Source organism: Chryseobacterium piperi, from assembly GCF_002285635.2.
GTDB classification, from domain to species: domain Bacteria; phylum Bacteroidota; class Bacteroidia; order Flavobacteriales; family Weeksellaceae; genus Chryseobacterium; species Chryseobacterium piperi.
On record NZ_CP023049.2, the window covers coordinates 2,928,985 to 2,948,349 of the forward strand.

At 37.5% G+C, this 19,365-nt stretch carries 13 protein-coding genes; all 13 read left to right on the forward strand.

Annotation, left to right across the window (positions count from 1 at the left end; genetic code table 11):
* Positions 1-43 precede the first annotated feature (43 nt).
* The 13 genes from CJF12_RS12785 to CJF12_RS12845 all read left to right on the forward strand — a co-directional run bounded on the left by CJF12_RS12785 (position 44) and on the right by CJF12_RS12845 (position 19,340).
* Complete coding sequence (locus CJF12_RS12785) at positions 44-457, forward strand: hypothetical protein (RefSeq protein ID WP_034680507.1); 414 nt, start codon at positions 44-46, stop codon at positions 455-457.
* Positions 458-499: 42 nt separating this feature from the next.
* Positions 500-2,593, forward strand: coding sequence for a T9SS C-terminal target domain-containing protein (locus tag CJF12_RS12790; RefSeq protein WP_034680510.1), 2,094 nt, complete (start codon positions 500-502; stop codon positions 2,591-2,593).
* 115 nt (positions 2,594-2,708) lie between these two features.
* Entirely contained in the window at positions 2,709-4,829 is a 2,121-nt protein-coding gene (locus CJF12_RS12795; protein ID WP_034680512.1) for a T9SS type B sorting domain-containing protein, read from the forward strand.
* 156 nt (positions 4,830-4,985) lie between these two features.
* Positions 4,986-6,572, forward strand: a complete 1,587-nt coding sequence (gene dnaB / locus CJF12_RS12800) for a replicative DNA helicase (protein WP_034680514.1) — start codon at positions 4,986-4,988, stop codon at positions 6,570-6,572.
* Between the two features lie 76 nt (positions 6,573-6,648).
* A complete protein-coding gene (gene rnhA, locus CJF12_RS12805; RefSeq protein ID WP_034680516.1) occupies positions 6,649-7,125 on the forward strand; it encodes a ribonuclease HI in 477 nt (158 codons plus the stop codon).
* Positions 7,126-7,300: 175 nt separating this feature from the next.
* Complete coding sequence (locus CJF12_RS12810) at positions 7,301-9,559, forward strand: T9SS type B sorting domain-containing protein (protein ID WP_051887136.1); 2,259 nt, start codon at positions 7,301-7,303, stop codon at positions 9,557-9,559.
* A 142-nt stretch (positions 9,560-9,701) separates the two neighbouring features.
* Positions 9,702-11,954 carry a T9SS type B sorting domain-containing protein gene (locus CJF12_RS12815; RefSeq protein WP_084675577.1) on the forward strand — a complete coding sequence of 751 codons (2,253 nt, stop codon included), beginning with the start codon at positions 9,702-9,704 and terminating at the stop codon, positions 11,952-11,954.
* Positions 11,955-12,079: 125 nt separating this feature from the next.
* Positions 12,080-12,706, forward strand: coding sequence for an NAD(P)H-dependent oxidoreductase (locus CJF12_RS12820; protein ID WP_034680519.1), 627 nt, complete (start codon positions 12,080-12,082; stop codon positions 12,704-12,706).
* 27 nt (positions 12,707-12,733) lie between these two features.
* Positions 12,734-14,305, forward strand: a complete 1,572-nt coding sequence (nadB, locus tag CJF12_RS12825; RefSeq protein WP_034680521.1) for an L-aspartate oxidase — start codon at positions 12,734-12,736, stop codon at positions 14,303-14,305.
* A gap of 12 nt (positions 14,306-14,317) precedes the next feature.
* Entirely contained in the window at positions 14,318-15,178 is an 861-nt protein-coding gene (gene nadC / locus CJF12_RS12830) for a carboxylating nicotinate-nucleotide diphosphorylase (protein WP_034680524.1), read from the forward strand.
* Positions 15,179-15,387: 209 nt separating this feature from the next.
* Entirely contained in the window at positions 15,388-18,021 is a 2,634-nt protein-coding gene (locus CJF12_RS12835; protein ID WP_034680528.1) for a TonB-dependent receptor, read from the forward strand.
* Positions 18,022-18,295: 274 nt separating this feature from the next.
* A complete protein-coding gene (locus CJF12_RS12840; RefSeq protein ID WP_034680530.1) occupies positions 18,296-18,634 on the forward strand; it encodes a DUF2845 domain-containing protein in 339 nt (112 codons plus the stop codon).
* A 274-nt stretch (positions 18,635-18,908) separates the two neighbouring features.
* Positions 18,909-19,340, forward strand: a complete 432-nt coding sequence (locus tag CJF12_RS12845; RefSeq protein ID WP_034680532.1) for a hypothetical protein — start codon at positions 18,909-18,911, stop codon at positions 19,338-19,340.
* The last annotated feature ends 25 nt before the right edge of the window (positions 19,341-19,365 follow it).

Sequence of the window (19,365 nt, forward strand, 5' to 3'; positions counted from 1 at the left end):
GAAGGTTAATAATTTTTTATATTTGTCCTATAAAATCCCCCTTATGAAAAAAATACTATTAGCTTTTTGCTTTGCCTTATTTGGCGTACTTATATCTGCCCAGAGCAGCTATGAGAAGACGCTGAATCAGAAAGCAGAAAAGATATCTACAGCAAAGACCATTGCTGATTACGACAAGCTTTTTAAGGAATTTTCGGAACTAAAAAAAACAAAAGATCCCTATAAGTGGAAAGCTTATTATTACGCAGGTCTTATGTTATATAACAAAACCGAACTTCTTTTAAAAAATAACAAAAAGACAGATATACGGGAAATCAATAGCCTTGCTGAAAAGTATGTTTTAGGTAGCTTAGCTGCGGAACCTGACAATAAAGAGAACAATGATTTATTGAATCTCATTAGAGAGCAAAAGACTAAATCTGAAGTTGGCGGAACTATTTTAGCCAATAAAAAATAGTTTAAAACAGATTTACTTCTAATAACTTTAAAAAATCATTCTATGAAAAAAGCATTACTCTTTATAACTTTTTTGGTTTCTCATTTCTTTTTTGCACAAAATAATGACTGTGTTACAGCAATTCCTATTTGTAGCAATGCCAATATTACTCAAACTCCCAATGGTATTGGGGATCATGATGAAGGAAATGCAGGCTGTTTAAATGGTGAAAACAATTCAATCTGGTTTACATTTAGCACCCTGAGTGCCGGTACTTTAACTTTTGAGATCAATCCTGTGAATAATGTCGATTATGACTGGGCGCTTTACGGACCCAATAATAATTGTACTGAGATCCAGACTATAGATCCGATAAGATGTTCTTATGACGCTCCATCTCCCGGCCAATATGTGACAGGACTTAACCTGACTTCATTGGATACTTCCGAAGGCGCAGGAACCGATAACTTAGGAAACCCGTCAGACGGAATGGTTAAATATATTGATGTATTGCCAGGTCAGGTCTATTATTTACTTATCGATAACTTCTCCCCGACTATTTCACAGTTTTCTTTGACATTCGGAGGATCGGCAGGGTTACTTACTCCATTTGGAGATCCTGTTCTTCAGCCTTTCCCATTTGTTGTACCAGGTCCTAATCACGATGGAGTCCTTACAATATGTGACTTAAATTTCGATTTCTCCACGTTAACATCCGGAATACTCAACGGAAATCCTAATTTCGTTGTAAAATATTACAAAACAGCTACTGATGCATTGGATGATGCCAACCCAATCACCAATCCAATTGCAGTAGACCCAACCAACACTTATAGCTATGTAATTAGTTATTCGGATCCTACGAGTCCGGCCAGTTTCTTAAATAAATGTAAACAATTCGGAACTATCAAATTTATTGATAAATCATTTTCTCTGACTCAGGGAACCCTTATATCCTGTAGTAATAATAATTCAGGAACGGGAACCTATGATCTCACCACTGCAGATGTGGGTGCCGGAGCAATTCCCAACCTAACATTTCAGTACTACCCTTCGCTTCCTGATGCCAATAATGGCACCAATGAGATCACTAACCCATATGTATATATAGCTCCTGCAGGATCTGCGTATGTGAAAGCAACGAATGAATTCGGCTGTACTTCTATAGCAGAAATCAAACTTAACTTCCATCCGATAGTAACCGTATTGGAGCCTTCTATAAGGTCTTGTTTTATTGAAACCAACCCTTCTACAGCATTATTTGATCTTACAGGCATTGCTGTAACAACACAGACCGGGACCACTAAAAAGTTCTATCCATCCATGACGGATGCCGTTAACGCAACAAATGAAATCCTTACACCAGACAACTATATTGCTCCGAATGGATTGGTATTTGTCAGAGTATCGAATGCCAACGGCTGCTTTACCGTTGCTAAAATTACTTTAGTTGTATTACCACCGGTAAAATCTACAGTCCTTGCCGACAAGATTATTTGTATGGAAGATACTACAACCCTTGATGCAGGCCCTGGATTCTCTGCTTACGAATGGAGTACGGGCGCTACCACGCAAACCATTACCAATGTCAGTGTGGGGACGTATTGGGTGAAATTAAAAACCGGAGAATGTTTCACCAAACAAACCGTAACGGTTTATCCTACTGAACAACCGGTAATCACCAACGTAGATGTTTCTACCAACACATTAACAGTGAATGTAATTGGAGGAACTCCACCTTACAAGTATTCATTGGATAATATCAACTGGCAGGATTCTAATGTATTCAACAATGTACCAAGAGGAGACAGCCATATTTATGTAAAAGATGCTTATGATTGTGATCCGATTGACATTATCGTGGTAGTCCCTAATTTAATTAATGTGATTACTCCTAACAATGATGGGATTAATGATGTTATTGATTATTCCGCATTGGCACACAAACAAAATCTAGTAGTAAGTATTTTTGACAGATATGGTGCTCAGATTTTCCGTGCCGATAAAACGAATGGATACAAGTGGGATGGCACAACCAACGGAGGTAAAAAAGTGCCTACGGGAACTTACTGGTATTCTGTAACCTGGAATGAGAATGACAAGAGAAATACTCCTTTCAAGTTCTCAAGCTGGATTATGGTAAAAAACAGAGAATAAATAATATTTTTTAACAAAAACCGCTTTTAAAGGCGGTTTTTGTTAATTTTATGCTATAAATAATAGTGTTATTTTGTTATTTTAGCTATTTTTGTTACATAAAATTCATTTCAAAATGAGAAAACTACTACTTCTTTTTATTTTATTTTTATCCCAACTATATTTTTCACAATCCGACTGTATTACAGCGATTCCGGTTTGTGGAAACTCCAATATCTCTTATCAGCCTACAGGCTCCGGAACTGTCGTTGATATTCCCGGGCCACCCAATCCTGTTCCTCCAGATCTTTGCCTTAAGGGAGGAGAACATTATTCGGTATGGTATTCATTTTCTATAGCTACTTCAGGTACATTAACCTTTGAAATAACTCCTAACACCAATCCCAATTTACCACCGGATGACCCAGCTAATGATGCTGCGGATTACGACTGGGCAGTATGGGGACCCAGCCCTACTTGCGGAAACTTAGGAGCTCCTGTCGCTTGTAATTTTGCCCCAAGAACCGGGCCGTGGCCTTATCCGACCGGATTAGCAACCAATCCCCCTAACTCAAGCTACGGACCTCCAATGAATGTAAATGCAGGCGAGACTTATGTTTTATTGGTAGACAACTACAGTACAAACTCATTCGGGTTTTCTTTAACATGGGGCGGAACCGCTACTTTAGCTTCAGCGTTCAATGATCCGGTACTGACTCCACATCCGTTTGTTACTCCTGGAACTCCCGGACCTACTCCGGATTCCCCTAATGAAATTTTAAAATGCGCATTACCTGGTCCGTTTAATTTTACTACTCTTTCTGCTGGTATTGTTAATGGCAATGCTAATTTCTCAGTTACTTATCATGATAATAACAATGATGCTATAACTGGAAACAACGCTCTTCCTAATCCAACAATTGTAAACGGAACAACAGTATATTATTATAGAATCATGTATACGGATCCTAATGATCCCAATAATCCGATTAATAAATGTTTCATAACCGGTAAATTTAAATTCAGGCAGGGTAATATTATAGCCAAGGATGACACCATCTATTCCTGTAATAATAATGGAGCCGGAACAGCAACATTCAATCTGACTTTAGCAGATACATTTAATGATCCGACTGCCATTAAGAAGTATTATCCGACGCTTAATGATATGAATGCCGGAACCAATCAGATTACCAACCCCGCAGCATATGTTTCAGGTGAAAAAATAGTATATGTAAAAGTTACATCATTAGAAGGATGTTCAGATGATGCTACCATTACACTGAAGTTCCATCCGGTAGTCGTGGTAAAGGATGCGCTTATTGAATCTTGTTATATAGATACGAATATCAATACAGCATCTTTTGACTTAACAACTGCTGATGTTACCAGTCAGGCTCCGGTCACTAAAAAATTCTACACGACAATGGCCGATGCTTTGAGTGGAAATAATCCAATCGCCAATCCTACAGCATACGTAGCTATGAGTGGAGATGTCTATGTCAGGGTAATTAGCGCCAATTTATGTTATGCCATTGCAAAAATTACCCTTAAAGTATTACCTCCGGTAAAATCTAACGTCCTAAAAGATGTAACCATCTGTATGGAAGATACTACTACTTTAGATGCCGGACCTGGTTTTGACGGATATGAATGGAGCACTGGTGCAACCACTCAATCCATACAAAATATAGGAGTCGGTGCATATTGGGTAAAATTAAAAACCGGAATCTGCTACACCGTGCAGGAAGTACACGTATACCCTTCTCAGCAACCCGTTATCAGCAGTATAGATATTTCAAACAATACTATTACGGTGAATGTTTCGGGTGGAAAATCACCTTATAAATATTCTCTGGATGGTATTAACTGGCAGGATTCTAATGTGTTTACCGGGCTTCCAAGAGGAGAAAACAAAATATATGTTATTGACTCTTTTGATTGCAGACCTATTGACGTTCAGGTAACGGTTCCTAATCTGATCAATGCTATTACTCCTAACGGAGATAACATCAACGATTATGTAGATTATTCAGAATTATCATATAAGAAAAATTTAGTTTTCATTGTATATGACAGATATGGAAACAAACTATATGAAGCGGATAAAATAAGAGGATACAGATGGGATGGTACTTCCGGTGGTAAAAAAATAGTCACTGGTACCTATTGGTATACGATTTCATGGAATGAAAATGATAAAAACAGTACACCAACCAAATACAGCGGCTGGATTCTGGTAAAAAACAGAGAATAGTTAAAATTATAAATCAAATAAAAAAATCACCTCAAAATTGAGGTGATTTTTTTATCAACATGTTTTATCTTTTATTGATCGTATTTTTGTATTCATTAAACATAATTTGTTGAATACTATTTTTTAATTATTTTTTAAATAAGCTATCTTTGCAACATGGCGCAGAAAGAAACATTATCATCTCTTACGCACGGAAACTTTGCGAAAGAATTGTCAATTGCAGATGGAAAAATGCCTCCTAATGCAGTAGATTTTGAAAGACTGATCATCGGAACTTTTTTAATAGATAAAAAAGGGCTTGACCACTCTATTGATTTATTGACTCCTGACGTTTTTTATGATCCTAGGCACCAGGTTATCTTTACTACTATTTTAAAGCTATATGAAGGTAACCACCCTGTTGACCTTATGACTATTATACAGGAATTAAAAAAAGAGGAGAAACTACCTTCAGCTGGTGGTGACCATTATATTATAGATCTTACGATGGGGGTAAGCTCCTCCGCACACATAGAATACCATGTTCGTGTAATTCTTGAAAAATATATTTTAAGAAGTTTAATCAACGTTTCGGCTAACGTAATTGACTCTTCATACAAGGAATCTACGGATGTTTTTGAATTATTGGATAAAGCTGAGCAATCATTTTTTGAAATTACCAACGGAACCATTAAAAAAGGATTTGATACAGCTAATTCATTGGTAAAACAGGCTATTGATACAATCAAATCATTAAAAGACAAGGAAGGTCTTTCAGGAGTTCCTTCAGGATTTCGGGATGTAGATAAAGAAACCGGAGGCTGGCAGAATTCCGACCTTATCATTATTGCCGCCCGTCCCGCGATGGGTAAAACAGCATTCCTGCTATCTATGGCAAGAAATATAGCCGTAGGACATAAAATCCCAATGGCCCTTTTCTCTCTCGAGATGGCATCGGTACAGCTTATCACCAGGATGATTGCTTCTGAAACAAGAATTTCTTCCGAAAAATTAAGAAAAGGAACTTTGGATGATGAAGAATGGCAGAGATTATTCTCTAACGTGTCTGAATTGGAAAATGCTCCACTTTATATTGATGAAACTCCTTCCCTCTCCATATTTGACTTCCGTGCGAAATGCCGAAGACTGGTAATGCAGCATGGTGTACGACTGATCATGGTCGATTATCTTCAGCTAATGACTGCCGGAGGTGGTGGAAAAGGAGGCGGAAATCGTGAGCAGGAAATCTCCATGATCTCCCGTTCATTAAAAGCTATTGCGAAGGAATTAAATGTTCCCGTTATTGCACTTTCCCAGCTTTCAAGAAGTGTGGAGACCCGTCCGGGAAAACGACCTCAGCTTTCCGACCTTAGGGAATCCGGAGCTATTGAGCAGGATGCCGATATCGTATCCTTCATCTTCAGACCTGAATATTATAAGATTGCCGTTTGGGACAATGATGAAGAAGGACAAGAAACCTCAACGGAAAACCAGGCCGAGCTCATTATCGCAAAACACAGAAATGGTGCGACAGCAGACGTAAGGTTATCGTTCCTGAAACATTTCGCCAAATTTGGAGATGTTGAAGCTGCGCTTGGAGGAGCTCCGGGATACCCATCTAATTTCAATTCCGGTGAGCCAAGTGGCTTTGATAAGATCAAGACTACTATTCAACCGGGAGCGGCATTTGATCTTCCGGATAGTTCTCAACTCTCAGGATCTTCAATGAATGATTTTGATGACGACGACGATTTTCCTTTTTAAACATTTTACTTAAATACATCTTACTATTCTTATACTTCTGTATCTGAGAATAGTAAGATAACCAATATCCTAAATTTTGAGAATTGAAATTTACACTGATGGAGCCTGCAGTGGCAACCCGGGAAAGGGTGGCTACGGAATTCTCATGCGCGTTCCTGAAAAAAATTATCAAAAAACTTTTTCCAAAGGCTTTCGTAAAACAACAAATAACAGAATGGAACTTCTGGCTGTCATTACAGCTTTAGAAAAATTGAAGTCTCCTGAAAATGACATTCATGTATTCACAGACAGTAAATACGTAGCCGATGCTGTTAATCAAAACTGGATAACAGGATGGATAAAAAGAGGATGGAAAAATGTAAAAAATCCTGATCTCTGGCAGAAATTCATCGTGCTTTACAACAAGCACAATCCTAAGATGCATTGGATAAAAGGACATGCAGGTCACTTCGAGAATGAGTTATGTGATAAGCTGGCTGTGGCTGCGGCAGCATCAAATAACCTGGAAGTAGATACCTATTTTGAAAATCTTGAAAACAACTCTCTCTTTTAAGGATTTCAGTCTAAAGCAACGACTACAATTCATCAATACCAAAATTGATTATTTCGCTAGACAAATTAACTTTCATTAAAAAATAATTAATATTTTTCGGAAAATTAACACTAAATACATATTTATTATTTAGGATTTAATATATTTACATGTACAATCTAAATATCCTAAATTAATGAGTAAAAAACTACTGTTTTATTTTACCCTAATTTTATTCTGTCTATCCGGAGAACTTTTATCACAAACATATCAGCTTACCGGCAATCCCGTGAACACTACTGGCTGGACTGTTGTTCCTACAGCAGCTGTAAACGGAGATTTTGTAATGCTTACCGATGACCTTACCAATAAGTCGGGAGCAATAAAGCTTAATGATCCTATTAATCTAAAATATTGTGATAAGTGGAGAATCGAATTTGACTTCAGAATTGATGGAAATGGCGCTTCCCTTGGAAGAGGAGATGGTTTTGCATTCTGGTATCTTGCTAATCCTCCCATCACCAGCCAGCAAGGATCAGGCTTAGGAATCCCTCAAAATGCAGTAGGCCTTATGATTGGTTTTGATATTTACAACAATACCACTGGAGGGCAGATGAGTAAGGTTCATGTTGCATATGGTGTAGTCCAAAACACTACTGATACAAACAATATAGAATATTTTAACACAGCCGGAAGTTCATTCCATTCTCCTGACCTCAATCCTACCCAGCCATTCGTTGGTCCTACTTATAAGCATGTGGAAGTAACCGGCGAAGTAGATCCTGCCAACATTGCCAACTGGATCATTAAAATTAAAATTGACGGCGTATCTATTGCGGACCAGTCTTTTGCACCAGCAGGAGCAGCAGCAAGTATGACTCAAGGATATTTTGGTTTTTCAGCATCGACAGGAGCCGCATCTGCAAGAAGTTCTATTAAAAATGTAAAAATCTATACCGATAAAGTTGCTATTCTACAGAATTCAGTTGCACAGTCCTTTTGCCCCAACCCTTCAACGGGAAGTGGATCAGTCAATCTAACCACATTCAATTCTCAATTTGTTAATACGCCGGCAAATTATACTTTTACTTATTATGTTTTAGGCAGCTCCACTCCTATAGCAAACCCTGTTAATTATCAGTTTAACAGTAACACTACAGTCTCAGTGGTGATTAAAGATAATGCCGGAATTCTGTGTGATAACCCTGATGGAAAAATACAGCTAACTCTCGCTCCTTTCACAGCCAATAACGTCACTATTTCCGAATGTAACAATAATAAAGCAGGAACAGCAACTTTCAATCTTGATACAGCAAATGTAACAGGTGTACCTGGAGTTAGCAAGAAATACTATAAAACCCTGGCAGACCTTAATGCGGGAACCAATCCAATTACAAATACAACCAGCTACGTATCAGCACCCGGAATCGTTTACGTAAGGGTCACAACACCCCAAGGCTGTACAGGAACGGCACAGATCACCTTAGCATTTCTCCCTGAAGTTGTTACCAATGATGACACCCTAAGAGCTTGTTTTATCGAAAACAATCCCACCAGCGCGGCATTTGACTTAACCTCCGCCAGCGTTACAATCCCGCCGGCTACTAAAAAGTATTATACAACCTTAGCTGATGCCATAGCCGGAACTAATGAAATTGCCAACCCGACAGCATATGTTTCCACGAATGGTATCGTGTATGTCAAAGTAATCAATTCGACCAATTGTTATGCAATTGCTAAAATCAATCTTTTTGTTTTAAGTCCGGTGCAATCCACTGTTCTTAAAGACAAAACAATTTGCATTGATGAGAAAACAACTTTAGATGCCGGGCCCGGTTTCGATGGTTACTTATGGAGTACCGGTGCTACGACTCAATCTATTGACAATATTCCTGTTGGAATCTATTCAGTATTATTAAAAACAGGAAGCTGTATCACCACACAAATTGTAAGGGTTAATCCAGCTCCGGCTCCTACTATTGCAAGTATCGATATCACCAATAATACCATTACCATCAATGTCAACGGAGGTACCCTGCCATACAAATACTCATTGGATGGTATTAATTGGCAAGACTCTAATACATTTACCGGGCTACCGAGAGGAGAAGTTAAGGTATTTGTGAAAGATGTTTATAACTGCCCTCCTATTGATGTTCAAGTCACTGTTCCTAATCTGATTAACGCCATTACTCCTAACGGAGATAATGTGAACGATTATATTGATTATTCTGCTCTGGCTTACAAAAAAAATCTTGTATTTATTGTTTACGACAGATATGGAAACAAATTGTATGAAGCGGATAAAATCAGAAATTATAAATGGGACGGAACCTCCGGTGGTAAAAAAGTAAAAACGGCTACTTACTGGTATACCATTTCATGGAACGAAAACGATAAAAACAATACTCAAACAAAGTACAATGGTTGGGTATTGGTAAAAAACAGAGAATAATAAAAAAAGATCACACCATTAGGGATAGTGGTCTTTTTTTTAATTTTTGGTTAATGAGCGAATTGCTTAAACCTATAACCTAATGAAAAACAAATGAAATTAGATCAGTTGATCGTTAACAATTTAATTCACTTCACCTCACATGAAAAAAGCTTTACTCTCCTTTCTTTTGATTATTTTAATGAACCTCTCCCTCTCTTCCCAAACCTATCAACTTACGGGAAATCCTGTAAATACAACAGGATGGGACCTCGTCTCAAGTGCCAATGTTAACGGAGACTTTATTCAGCTTACAGCAGATCAGGGAAACTTATATGGTGCTATAAAACTGGCAGACCCTATTAATCTCAGATATTGTGACAAATGGAAAGTTGAATTTGATTTCAGAATTGACGGAAACGGAACTGCTCAGTTCGGCAGAGGAGATGGATTTACCTTCTGGTATTTGGCTAATCCCCCTACAGGATTCGTTTCAGGGGGAGGACTTGGAATTCCAGCCAATGCATCAGGTTTAATGGTCGGTTTTGATATTTTCAACAATACCACGGAAGGACAGATGAGTAAAGTGCACATCCTGTATGGAACCAATAATTCAACCAACAATAATATTGAATATAATAATACTCCCGGAAGTACTTTTCACTCACCGGACCTCAACCCTACCCAGCCATTTGTAGGTGCCACCTACAAACATGTAGAAGTAAACGGAGAAACTGATCTCACCAATCCAACGAACTGGATTATTAAAGTAAGAATTGATGGAGTACTTATTGTAGACCAGTCTTTTGCTCCTTCAGGTGGCGCTATAGGAATGACTCAGGGATATTTTGGATTTTCAGCGGCAACAGGAGGAGCCAGCGCAAGGCACTCTATTAAAAATGCGAAAATTTTTGTGGATAAAGTTCCTATTTTACAAAACACCATCACTCCCTTTGTCTGTGTCAATCCTGCAACAGGAAATGGTACTGTAGATCTGACTTCTTATAATTCCCAGTTTGTTAACAATCCTGGAAATTATCTGTTTACTTACTATCTTTTAGGAAGTTCTACCCCTATTGCCAATCCAACAAGTTTTCAATATTCGGGCAATACAACAATCACAGTGGTTGTAAGAGATCCTTCATCCACCTTGTGCGATAACGGAGATGGTGTTATTCAGTTGAATCCTACCCCCTTTGCTGTAGATGATGTTACATTAACAGGCTGTAATAATAACAATGCAGGAACAGCTACATTTGATTTAACTACCGCCGCAGTAACTACTGCTCCGGGAGTAATCAAGCAATACTACCCTTCATTGAACGACCTCAACGCAGGAACTAATGAAATTATGACCCCTAACGCTTACGCCTCGCCCGCAGGTTCAGTATTTGTAAAAGTAACAACTCCTCAGGGCTGTGTAGATACAGCTCAAATCACATTAAATCTCCATCCTGTAGTAGTCGTTAGTGACGCAGTCTTACGATCATGTTTTTTAGAATCAAGTCCTGCAACCGCTTCTTTCAATCTCACTATTGCTCCGGTAACCAGCCAAACAGGAGTTACTAAAAAGTATTACCCATCTCTAACAGACGCGATAAACGGAACCAACGAAATTACAACACAAAATGCCTACATTGCTCCCAATGGGGTAGTCTATATTAAAGTGATCAATGGAAACGGATGTTATTCTGTAGCTAAAGTGACACTCGTTGTTCTTCCTCCTGTACTTTCTGCAGTTTTAAAGGATAAAACAATTTGTATTGAAGACAAAACAACATTAGACGCAGGTCCCGGCTTCAACTCATATGAATGGAGCACAGGAGCAACAACTCAATCGATTACAGACGTGCCCGTGGGGACTTATTGGGTAAAACTAAAAACGGGTGAATGTATTGCAACCCAAACCGTAAACGTTTATCCTTCGGAGCAGCCTGTAATTACCAGTGTTGATATTTCAACAAGTACCATTACCGTCAATGTGATAGGCGGAACACCGCCCTACCAGTACTCCCTGGATAATATCAACTGGCAGGCTTCTAATGTGTTTACCAACATCCAGAGAGGAGAAAGCACCATCTATGTAAAAGATGCGTACGACTGTGATCCAATTCATATTCTGGTAACTAATCCAAATTTAATTAATGTGATCACCCCTAACGGTGACGGAATTAATGATGTTATCGATTATTCGGCACTAGCGGGTAAACAAAATTTAGTTTTCAGCATTTTTGACAGATATGGAGCAAAAATTCACCAGGGTGACAAATTCAATAAATACCGATGGGATGGAACCGTAGCCGGCAGAAAAGTCCCTACTGGAAGCTATTGGTTTACCGTTAACTGGAATGAAAAAGACAAAAAAAATACCGCTTTCAAATATTCCGGATGGATATTGGTGAAGAATAGGGAATAATAAAAAACCATCATTATATAAAAAGGATTGCTTCATTTTCGAAGCAATCCTTTTTTTGCACTATTTATAAAGAGATATTTAATGATAAATCTATTTTATTCATATTCAATTCTTAAATTTGTCCTATGAATTATTTGGAAGCTTTAAGCAAAAGATATTCTGTAAAAAAATTCAACAGAGAAATTATTCCTCAAGAAATACTTCATAATATTCTTGAGTCAGGTAAACTATCTGCCAGCTCTCTTGGGCTTCAGCCTTATAAAATCCTGGTTGTTGAAAGCGAAGAAATGAAACAAAGGCTGATTCCGGCTTTTTATAATCCGTCTCAGATTTCCACATGCTCCCATCTTATTGTTATTATTTCAAAAAAAACAATTGATGAAAGCTACATCCGGGGTTACTTTAATCACATTTCCGAGGTAAGAGACATCCCGTTGGAACAGCTTGACCTTTTCAAAAACAGCATTAGCCAGCATATTACCCAAAAATCTAATGATGAAATTTTCAATTGGGCAGAAAAGCAATCTTATATTGTTCTGGCCAATTTGATGTATGCCGCTGCCATTGAAAACATTGACAGTTGTCCTATGGAAGGGTTCCGTCAGGATCTGATAGAAGAAATTTTGGGACTCAACCCGGAGACGGAAAAAGTCACTGTCACTCTTGCTCTAGGATACCGATCTGATGAAGATGCCTTCCAACACATGAAAAAAGTACGAAAACCAGACGAAAAATTGTTTAAATTTATTTAATCTTAGACAATGTCTTAAAGCAAGCATATGATAAAAGCGGATGTATTAATAATTGGTTCTGGTATTTCAGGACTTTCCTATGCCATTAAAGTTTCTGAACAGCTTCCTGATGCCAAAATAATCATTGTTACAAAGTCCGATGAGGACGAAAGCAACACTAAATATGCTCAAGGCGGTTTGGCTGTCGTTACTAATTTCAAGAAAGACAATTTCGACAAACATATTGAAGATACGATGCGTGCCGGCGACGGAGAGAATAAACACGATGTGGTTGAAATGGTGGTAAAAGAAGCTCCGGCAAGATTCAATGAAATTGTGGAATGGGGAGCAAAATTCGACATGAAAAATGGAGAATTTGCTTTAGGCCGTGAAGGCGGACATACGGAAAACAGAATTGTACATCATAAAGACATCACAGGATTTGAAATAGAAAGAGCTCTTTTAGAAACTGCTAAAAACAGCCCTAATATTGAAATACTTGATCATCATTACGTTATAGATATCATCACACAGCATCATGTTCCCGGAAAAGAATTAAACGAGGGAGATATTCATTGTTATGGAGCTTATATCCTTGATGAGAAATCTAAGGCTATAAAAAAAATCACTTCTAAAATCACATTAGTTGCCACAGGAGGCGCAGGACACGTTTACAAAAATACGACCAATCCCACCATTGCTACCGGTGACGGCATTGCTTTTGTTGCCCGTGCAAAAGGTAATGTATCCAATATGCAATATTACCAATTCCACCCAACGGCATTATATAGTAAAATTGACGGAATGTTATTTTTGATTTCAGAAGCCGTACGTGGAGACGGGGCTAAATTAAGAACCAAAAGAGGTGAAAAGTTCATGCATAAATATGATGAACGAGAAGAGTTAGCCTCAAGAGATATTGTAGCAAGAGCAATCGATAACGAAATGAAAATCTCCGGTGATGAATATGTTGGATTGGATTGCCGGGAAATGAATAAAGAAAAATTCCTGGATCACTTTCCCAATATTTATAAAAAGTGCAAAGACGAAGGAATCGATCCTTTTACCCAACTGATCCCGGTTGTTCCCGCCTGTCATTATTTAATGGGCGGTATCGAAGTAGATAAAGACGGACAATCTTCAATCAAGAACTTATTTGCTGTGGGAGAGTGTACCAACTCAGGACTTCACGGAGCCAACAGACTGGCTTCAAATTCTCTATTGGAAGGATTGGTTTTTGGTCACAATGCAGCTATGAAAACAACCGAACTACTGAATAAGAATAACTTTAATTTTGATGATCTAAAAGCAGTCCCTGAATGGAATGAAGAAGGAATGAAGATTATGGACGAAATGGTTATTGTTAGTTATCTCAGAAAACAGCTGCAGGAAATGATGAGCGATCTGGTCGGTATTGTACGAAGCAATAAGCGTTTGAAAATGGCCTTACAAAAGCACCAGGAGATTGCCGCCGCAGTCAATGAAATATACCACTACTCTATTCTTTCTCCTCAGTTATCAGAATTAAGAAATCTAACTACCGTTGCCTACCTCATCATTACCCAATCGATGGAAATGACGGAAAATAAAGGAGCATTTTATAATAAAGATTTAGCCTAAAGCATACAGAAAATGAAAAAACCAAGCTACGTAACCGATAAAGCACTTAAAACATTTATAAAAGCAGCTCTGGAAGAAGATATCCAGGAAGGCGACCACTCAACACTTTCTACCATTCCTAAAGATTTGAAGCAAAGTGCAAAACTTTTAGTTAAACAAAATTGTATTCTTGCAGGAGTTGAACTGGCAGAGATTATTTTTAAAGCTTTTGATAAAAATTTAAAAGTAGAGACCTTCATTAAAGATGGACAACCGGCCAAAGTTGGAGATATCGCTTTCATCGTGACCGGAAGTGCGCAGTCTATACTTTCTACTGAAAGACTTATCCTTAATTGCATGCAGAGAATGAGCGGAATCGCCACCCTCACCCATGATTGGGACTCAAGATTAGTAGGAACAAAAACAAAATTATTAGACACCAGAAAAACAACACCGAATTTCAGGATATGTGAAAAATGGGCTGTTGCCATTGGTGGAGGTACCAACCATAGATATGGCCTCTATGATATGATTATGCTGAAAGACAATCACATTGATTACAACGGAAGTATTACCAATGCCGTAAAAATGGCAAAAGATTATATCAAAAAAAATAAGAAAAAGCTAAAGATAGAAGTGGAAACCAGGAATCTGGAGGAAGTTCAGGAAGCCATCAAAGCAAAGGTAGATAGAATTCTTCTAGACAACATGGATGTAAAAACAATGAAACAAGCTGTCGATATGATCAATGGATCTTGTGAATCTGAAGCTTCAGGAGGAATCACCAGAGATGCCCTCAAAGAAATTGCAACCACAGGCGTAACCTATATCTCTGCCGGAGCCCTTACCCACTCTGCTGAAAATATAGATTTAAGCCTCAAAGCAGTGAAATAGCATTATATTTTTAACAAAAATAATCCCTATTTTTTGCTAATTAAACAACCTTGTTTTTTAACACAAAAACAAGCAACGAAGTCAAACAGTTGTAAACCAGCCTTTTAAGTGTTGTTAAAATTCGTTAAAAATTAACATTAAGTTAATATTAGTTAAGTTTTATTTATCGACTTTTGCATAAAAATTAAATCTAACTATTACTAACGATTATGAAATTAATCAACAAATCGATACTGACTGTAGCTATTACCCTTTCTACGGCTAGTGTTTATTACGCTCAAGAAACACAGGACACGATTACAACAACAAAGTCCAAGGACATTGAGGAGGTAATTTTACAAGGTGTTACAGATATCGCTAAAGATAGAAAAACACCGGTGGCAGCTTCTACAATCAAAGCAGCACAAATTATCGAAAGATTAGGAAACCAGGAAATTACTGAGATTTTAAATACGACACCATCTGTGTATGCTACGAAATCAGGAGGAGGTTTCGGAGACGGTGGTATTACGATGAGAGGTTTCGAATCCCGAAACATCGCTGTAATGGTAAATGGTATGCCTGTAAATGATATGGAAGGAGGTAGTGTATACTATTCGAACTGGACAGGTTTAGCCGATGTAACAAGTTTCGTTCAAGCTCAAAGAGGATTAGGTTCTTCTAAATTGGGGATCGCTTCTGTAGGTGGAACAATTAATTTCATCACACGTGCTGCTGATATGAAGAAAGGAGGTGTTATAAGATTAGGCGTTGGTAATAACGATTTCTTAAAAACATCATTTGCATACAATACAGGAAAATCAGAAAACGGTTGGTCCACTTCATTTTTAATGAGCAGAACAGCTGGTGGTACATATATTGAAAATACAGACTTCGAGGCATACGCTTATTATTTTGCTTTAGGGTGGCAGCCAAACAAAAAACATAACTTCCAGTTTATGTTGACTTCTTCTCCGCAATGGCATGATCAAAGAACATTTGCTCCACAAATTCAAAATTATATCAATTATAACCCGGATCAAGATGGTACCCCTTACAGACAGTATAATTCAGACTTTGGTTATTATACTGACGCTAATGGGAGGAGAGTCGCTTTAGCTAACAGATCTAACTATTACGCTAAACCGGTAATGATGCTGAACTGGGACTGGACCATGAATGAAAAGTCTAAATTAAGTACTGTTCTATACATGTCTAACGGTAGAGGTGGAGGAACAGGTGATATAGGAAGAGTAGGACCAGGAAACAGAAATATGCAAAATTTCGTTGACAATACCGGTCATTTTAATTATGATGACATTTTTGCTGCCAACCAGGCTGTTGACCTAAACAACCCTGCTACTACTGCAAGAAGCACTTTAATTCGTAGAGCAAGTGTAAACTCTCATAACTGGTATGGTATATTAGCAAACTTTCAACACAAAATCAATGACAACTGGAATTTCTCAGTTGGTACAGATAACAGGTATTACTATGGGTATCACTATCAGGTCGTTTCTGATCTTTATGGAGCGTCTGGATATAAAGAAGATGGAAACAAGAACGTAGCCCCTTACGTAGCCAATAATATCTATGATTACAAACAGCTTTCTTGGAATCCTTTCGGAGGGCGTACAGCTCCAATAACAGACCAAATAGGCTACAGTAATGATGGTGAAGTACTTTGGTATAGCGGTTTTGCTCAAGTTGAATATGCTAAAGACAATTTTTCAGCTTTTGTACAAGGATCCATTTCAAACCAAGCTTATCAAAGAATCGATAATTTCGTAAAGGATGGGGTAACAAGACAACCTAATCCAACGACAGGACAGATCGTTAATACCAAATCAGGATTCCAGAACCTATTCGGATACAATGTTAAAGGGGGTGCTAATTATAACCTCGATGAGAAAAACAACGTTTTTGCCAATATCGGATATTACAGTAAACAGCCTTTCCTGAATTCCGTATTCCCAAGCAACTTCCAGGTTGTTAACCCATCTTTAACCAATGAGAAAATATTTTCTGCAGAAGTTGGGTATGGTTTCAGATCTTCAAAATTCAATGCAAGTGTTAACTTGTATAGAACCGAATGGAGAGACAGATGGTTAAGAAGAGGTAGCCAAGTATTTGATGTTGCAGACCCTTCCGCACCTGGTGGAATAGCAAAAGTAAATGGATATTCAGAAGTAAGCGGTATCACTCAGGTTCACATGGGAGTAGAAGTAGAGGCAACATACAAGCCAATCCAACTAATAGAATTCCAAGGGATGCTATCCTATGGTGATTACCGATATAAAGGAAACGCAACAGGGACATCTTTTGACGATAACAACAATCCTGTAACCCCTGTAGGAACAGGTGGTAATGGTACTTTATATTTAGATGGTGTAAAAGTAGGAGGAAGCAGCAACAACAGTATTCCACAGGTTACAGCGTCTTTAGGAACAACGATCAGACCTGTTAAAAACTTAAGTGTTTATGGAACTTGGAGATATGTAGGAAAAGTATATTCATCATTAGATGCAGCAACATTCACTACGATTGCTAACCAGGAAAGAGGAGCTCTTCAATTACCTGACTTCAACCTGTTTGATGTAGGAGCATCATTTAAAATTAAATTAAAAGATGTATCTCAATACTTCACGGTAGGATTTAATATTTACAACCTACTTGATACTACTTACATCCAGGATGGTTCTACTAACATTTTTGGTAATGATAAAATTACTGCTAATAACGATCCGGATAAAGGTAAGACTTATGAAGAAGCTGGTAGAATGTATAAAGGTATAGCTACAGCAAACCGTGTATTTTTTGGTTTCGGAAGAACATGGGCTGCTAATCTTTCATTCAACTTCTAAGAAAAAACTTTTTAGATTTTATAAATATCAATCCCGGCAAAAGCCGGGATTTTTTTATATAAGAGACATAACAAGTTTTAGGAAAATAAGAACAGAATAGTTAACACCCCCCCCTATCCCAGCCTATTCATAGGTGTAACAAGAAAATAATTACAATCATTCAATGATTTTTAAAGTAGCTGTAGCAAACAAGCGCACGAACCTTGAAACAGTTAAAATTTTCTCTGTACTATGATATATATATATTTTTTTTAATATATTTATAAAAAAAGTTATGCGTTTATTTTTGATTCAAACACTAGGTATAGTCCTAATTTTAGCTTCTTTAACTTCTTGCAAAACAAGAAGCAAATTTACTTCTAACTCAATAAGTATTGGAATGACCAAAGAACAGGTGGTATCAAAATTTGGACAGCCGTATAAATCTGCATTTACAGAAAATAAAGAAACAGGAGAGATTAAGGAAACTTTATATTATAGAGAAAACCTCTGGATCGCAGGAAATAATTCAATAACCAATATTTTAGTTTTTAAAGACGGAAAATTAGTTTCTCTTGAACAAGGGCAGGAAGCTAATACTAGCTCCCCTACAATTTTAACTCAGCACCCTTAAACTACATCGCTTTTTGGGGTTAAATGATTTGTGGGATTTTAAAATATTTATCCCACAGATTTCTGATATAACAAAGATAGCTGTTAAAGAGATTTCTCCTTCGTCGAAATGACAAGCAACAGTCAACTTTTACAGTTTTACAAATCTGCGATTTCACAATTCTGCAATTTCCCTATTTTACCTTTAACCTTCAGCTTATAGTTAATCTAATTTTTATATTAATGCCCCCGGGATTTTTGTTATATTTGTACCAGAAAAATAGAAAAATTAGAATATGGATTTTTACAAGATTTTACTGAGCGCTCATAAGGGATTTGGGTATCTGGAGCTTCTTTTAGTAGCATTATTTATTATTGCACTTTTAGCGACCATGTTTGGTTTCAGTGGTAAAGTGAATAAATTTTTAAAGAAGACCACACTCTTCACCATGATTTTCTTCCACGTTCAGTTTTTAATAGGGATCATTATGCTGATCACTAATTTTACAAAAGGCTTGGATATGGGAGCCGTGATGAAAAATGCTGATCTGAGATTTCAGTATGTTGAACATCCATTTTCTATGCTGATTGCAGCAGTATTGATGACCATCATCAATAAAAAAGTTAAATCCAATGATACCATTTCTTTAGGAATTGTAATTATGGGATTAATTGCAGTTGGTTTATTTGCATTCGCGTTCCCGTGGACCAGAGTCTTCGGGGCATAATATATTAACTTTAAATAATAGTATT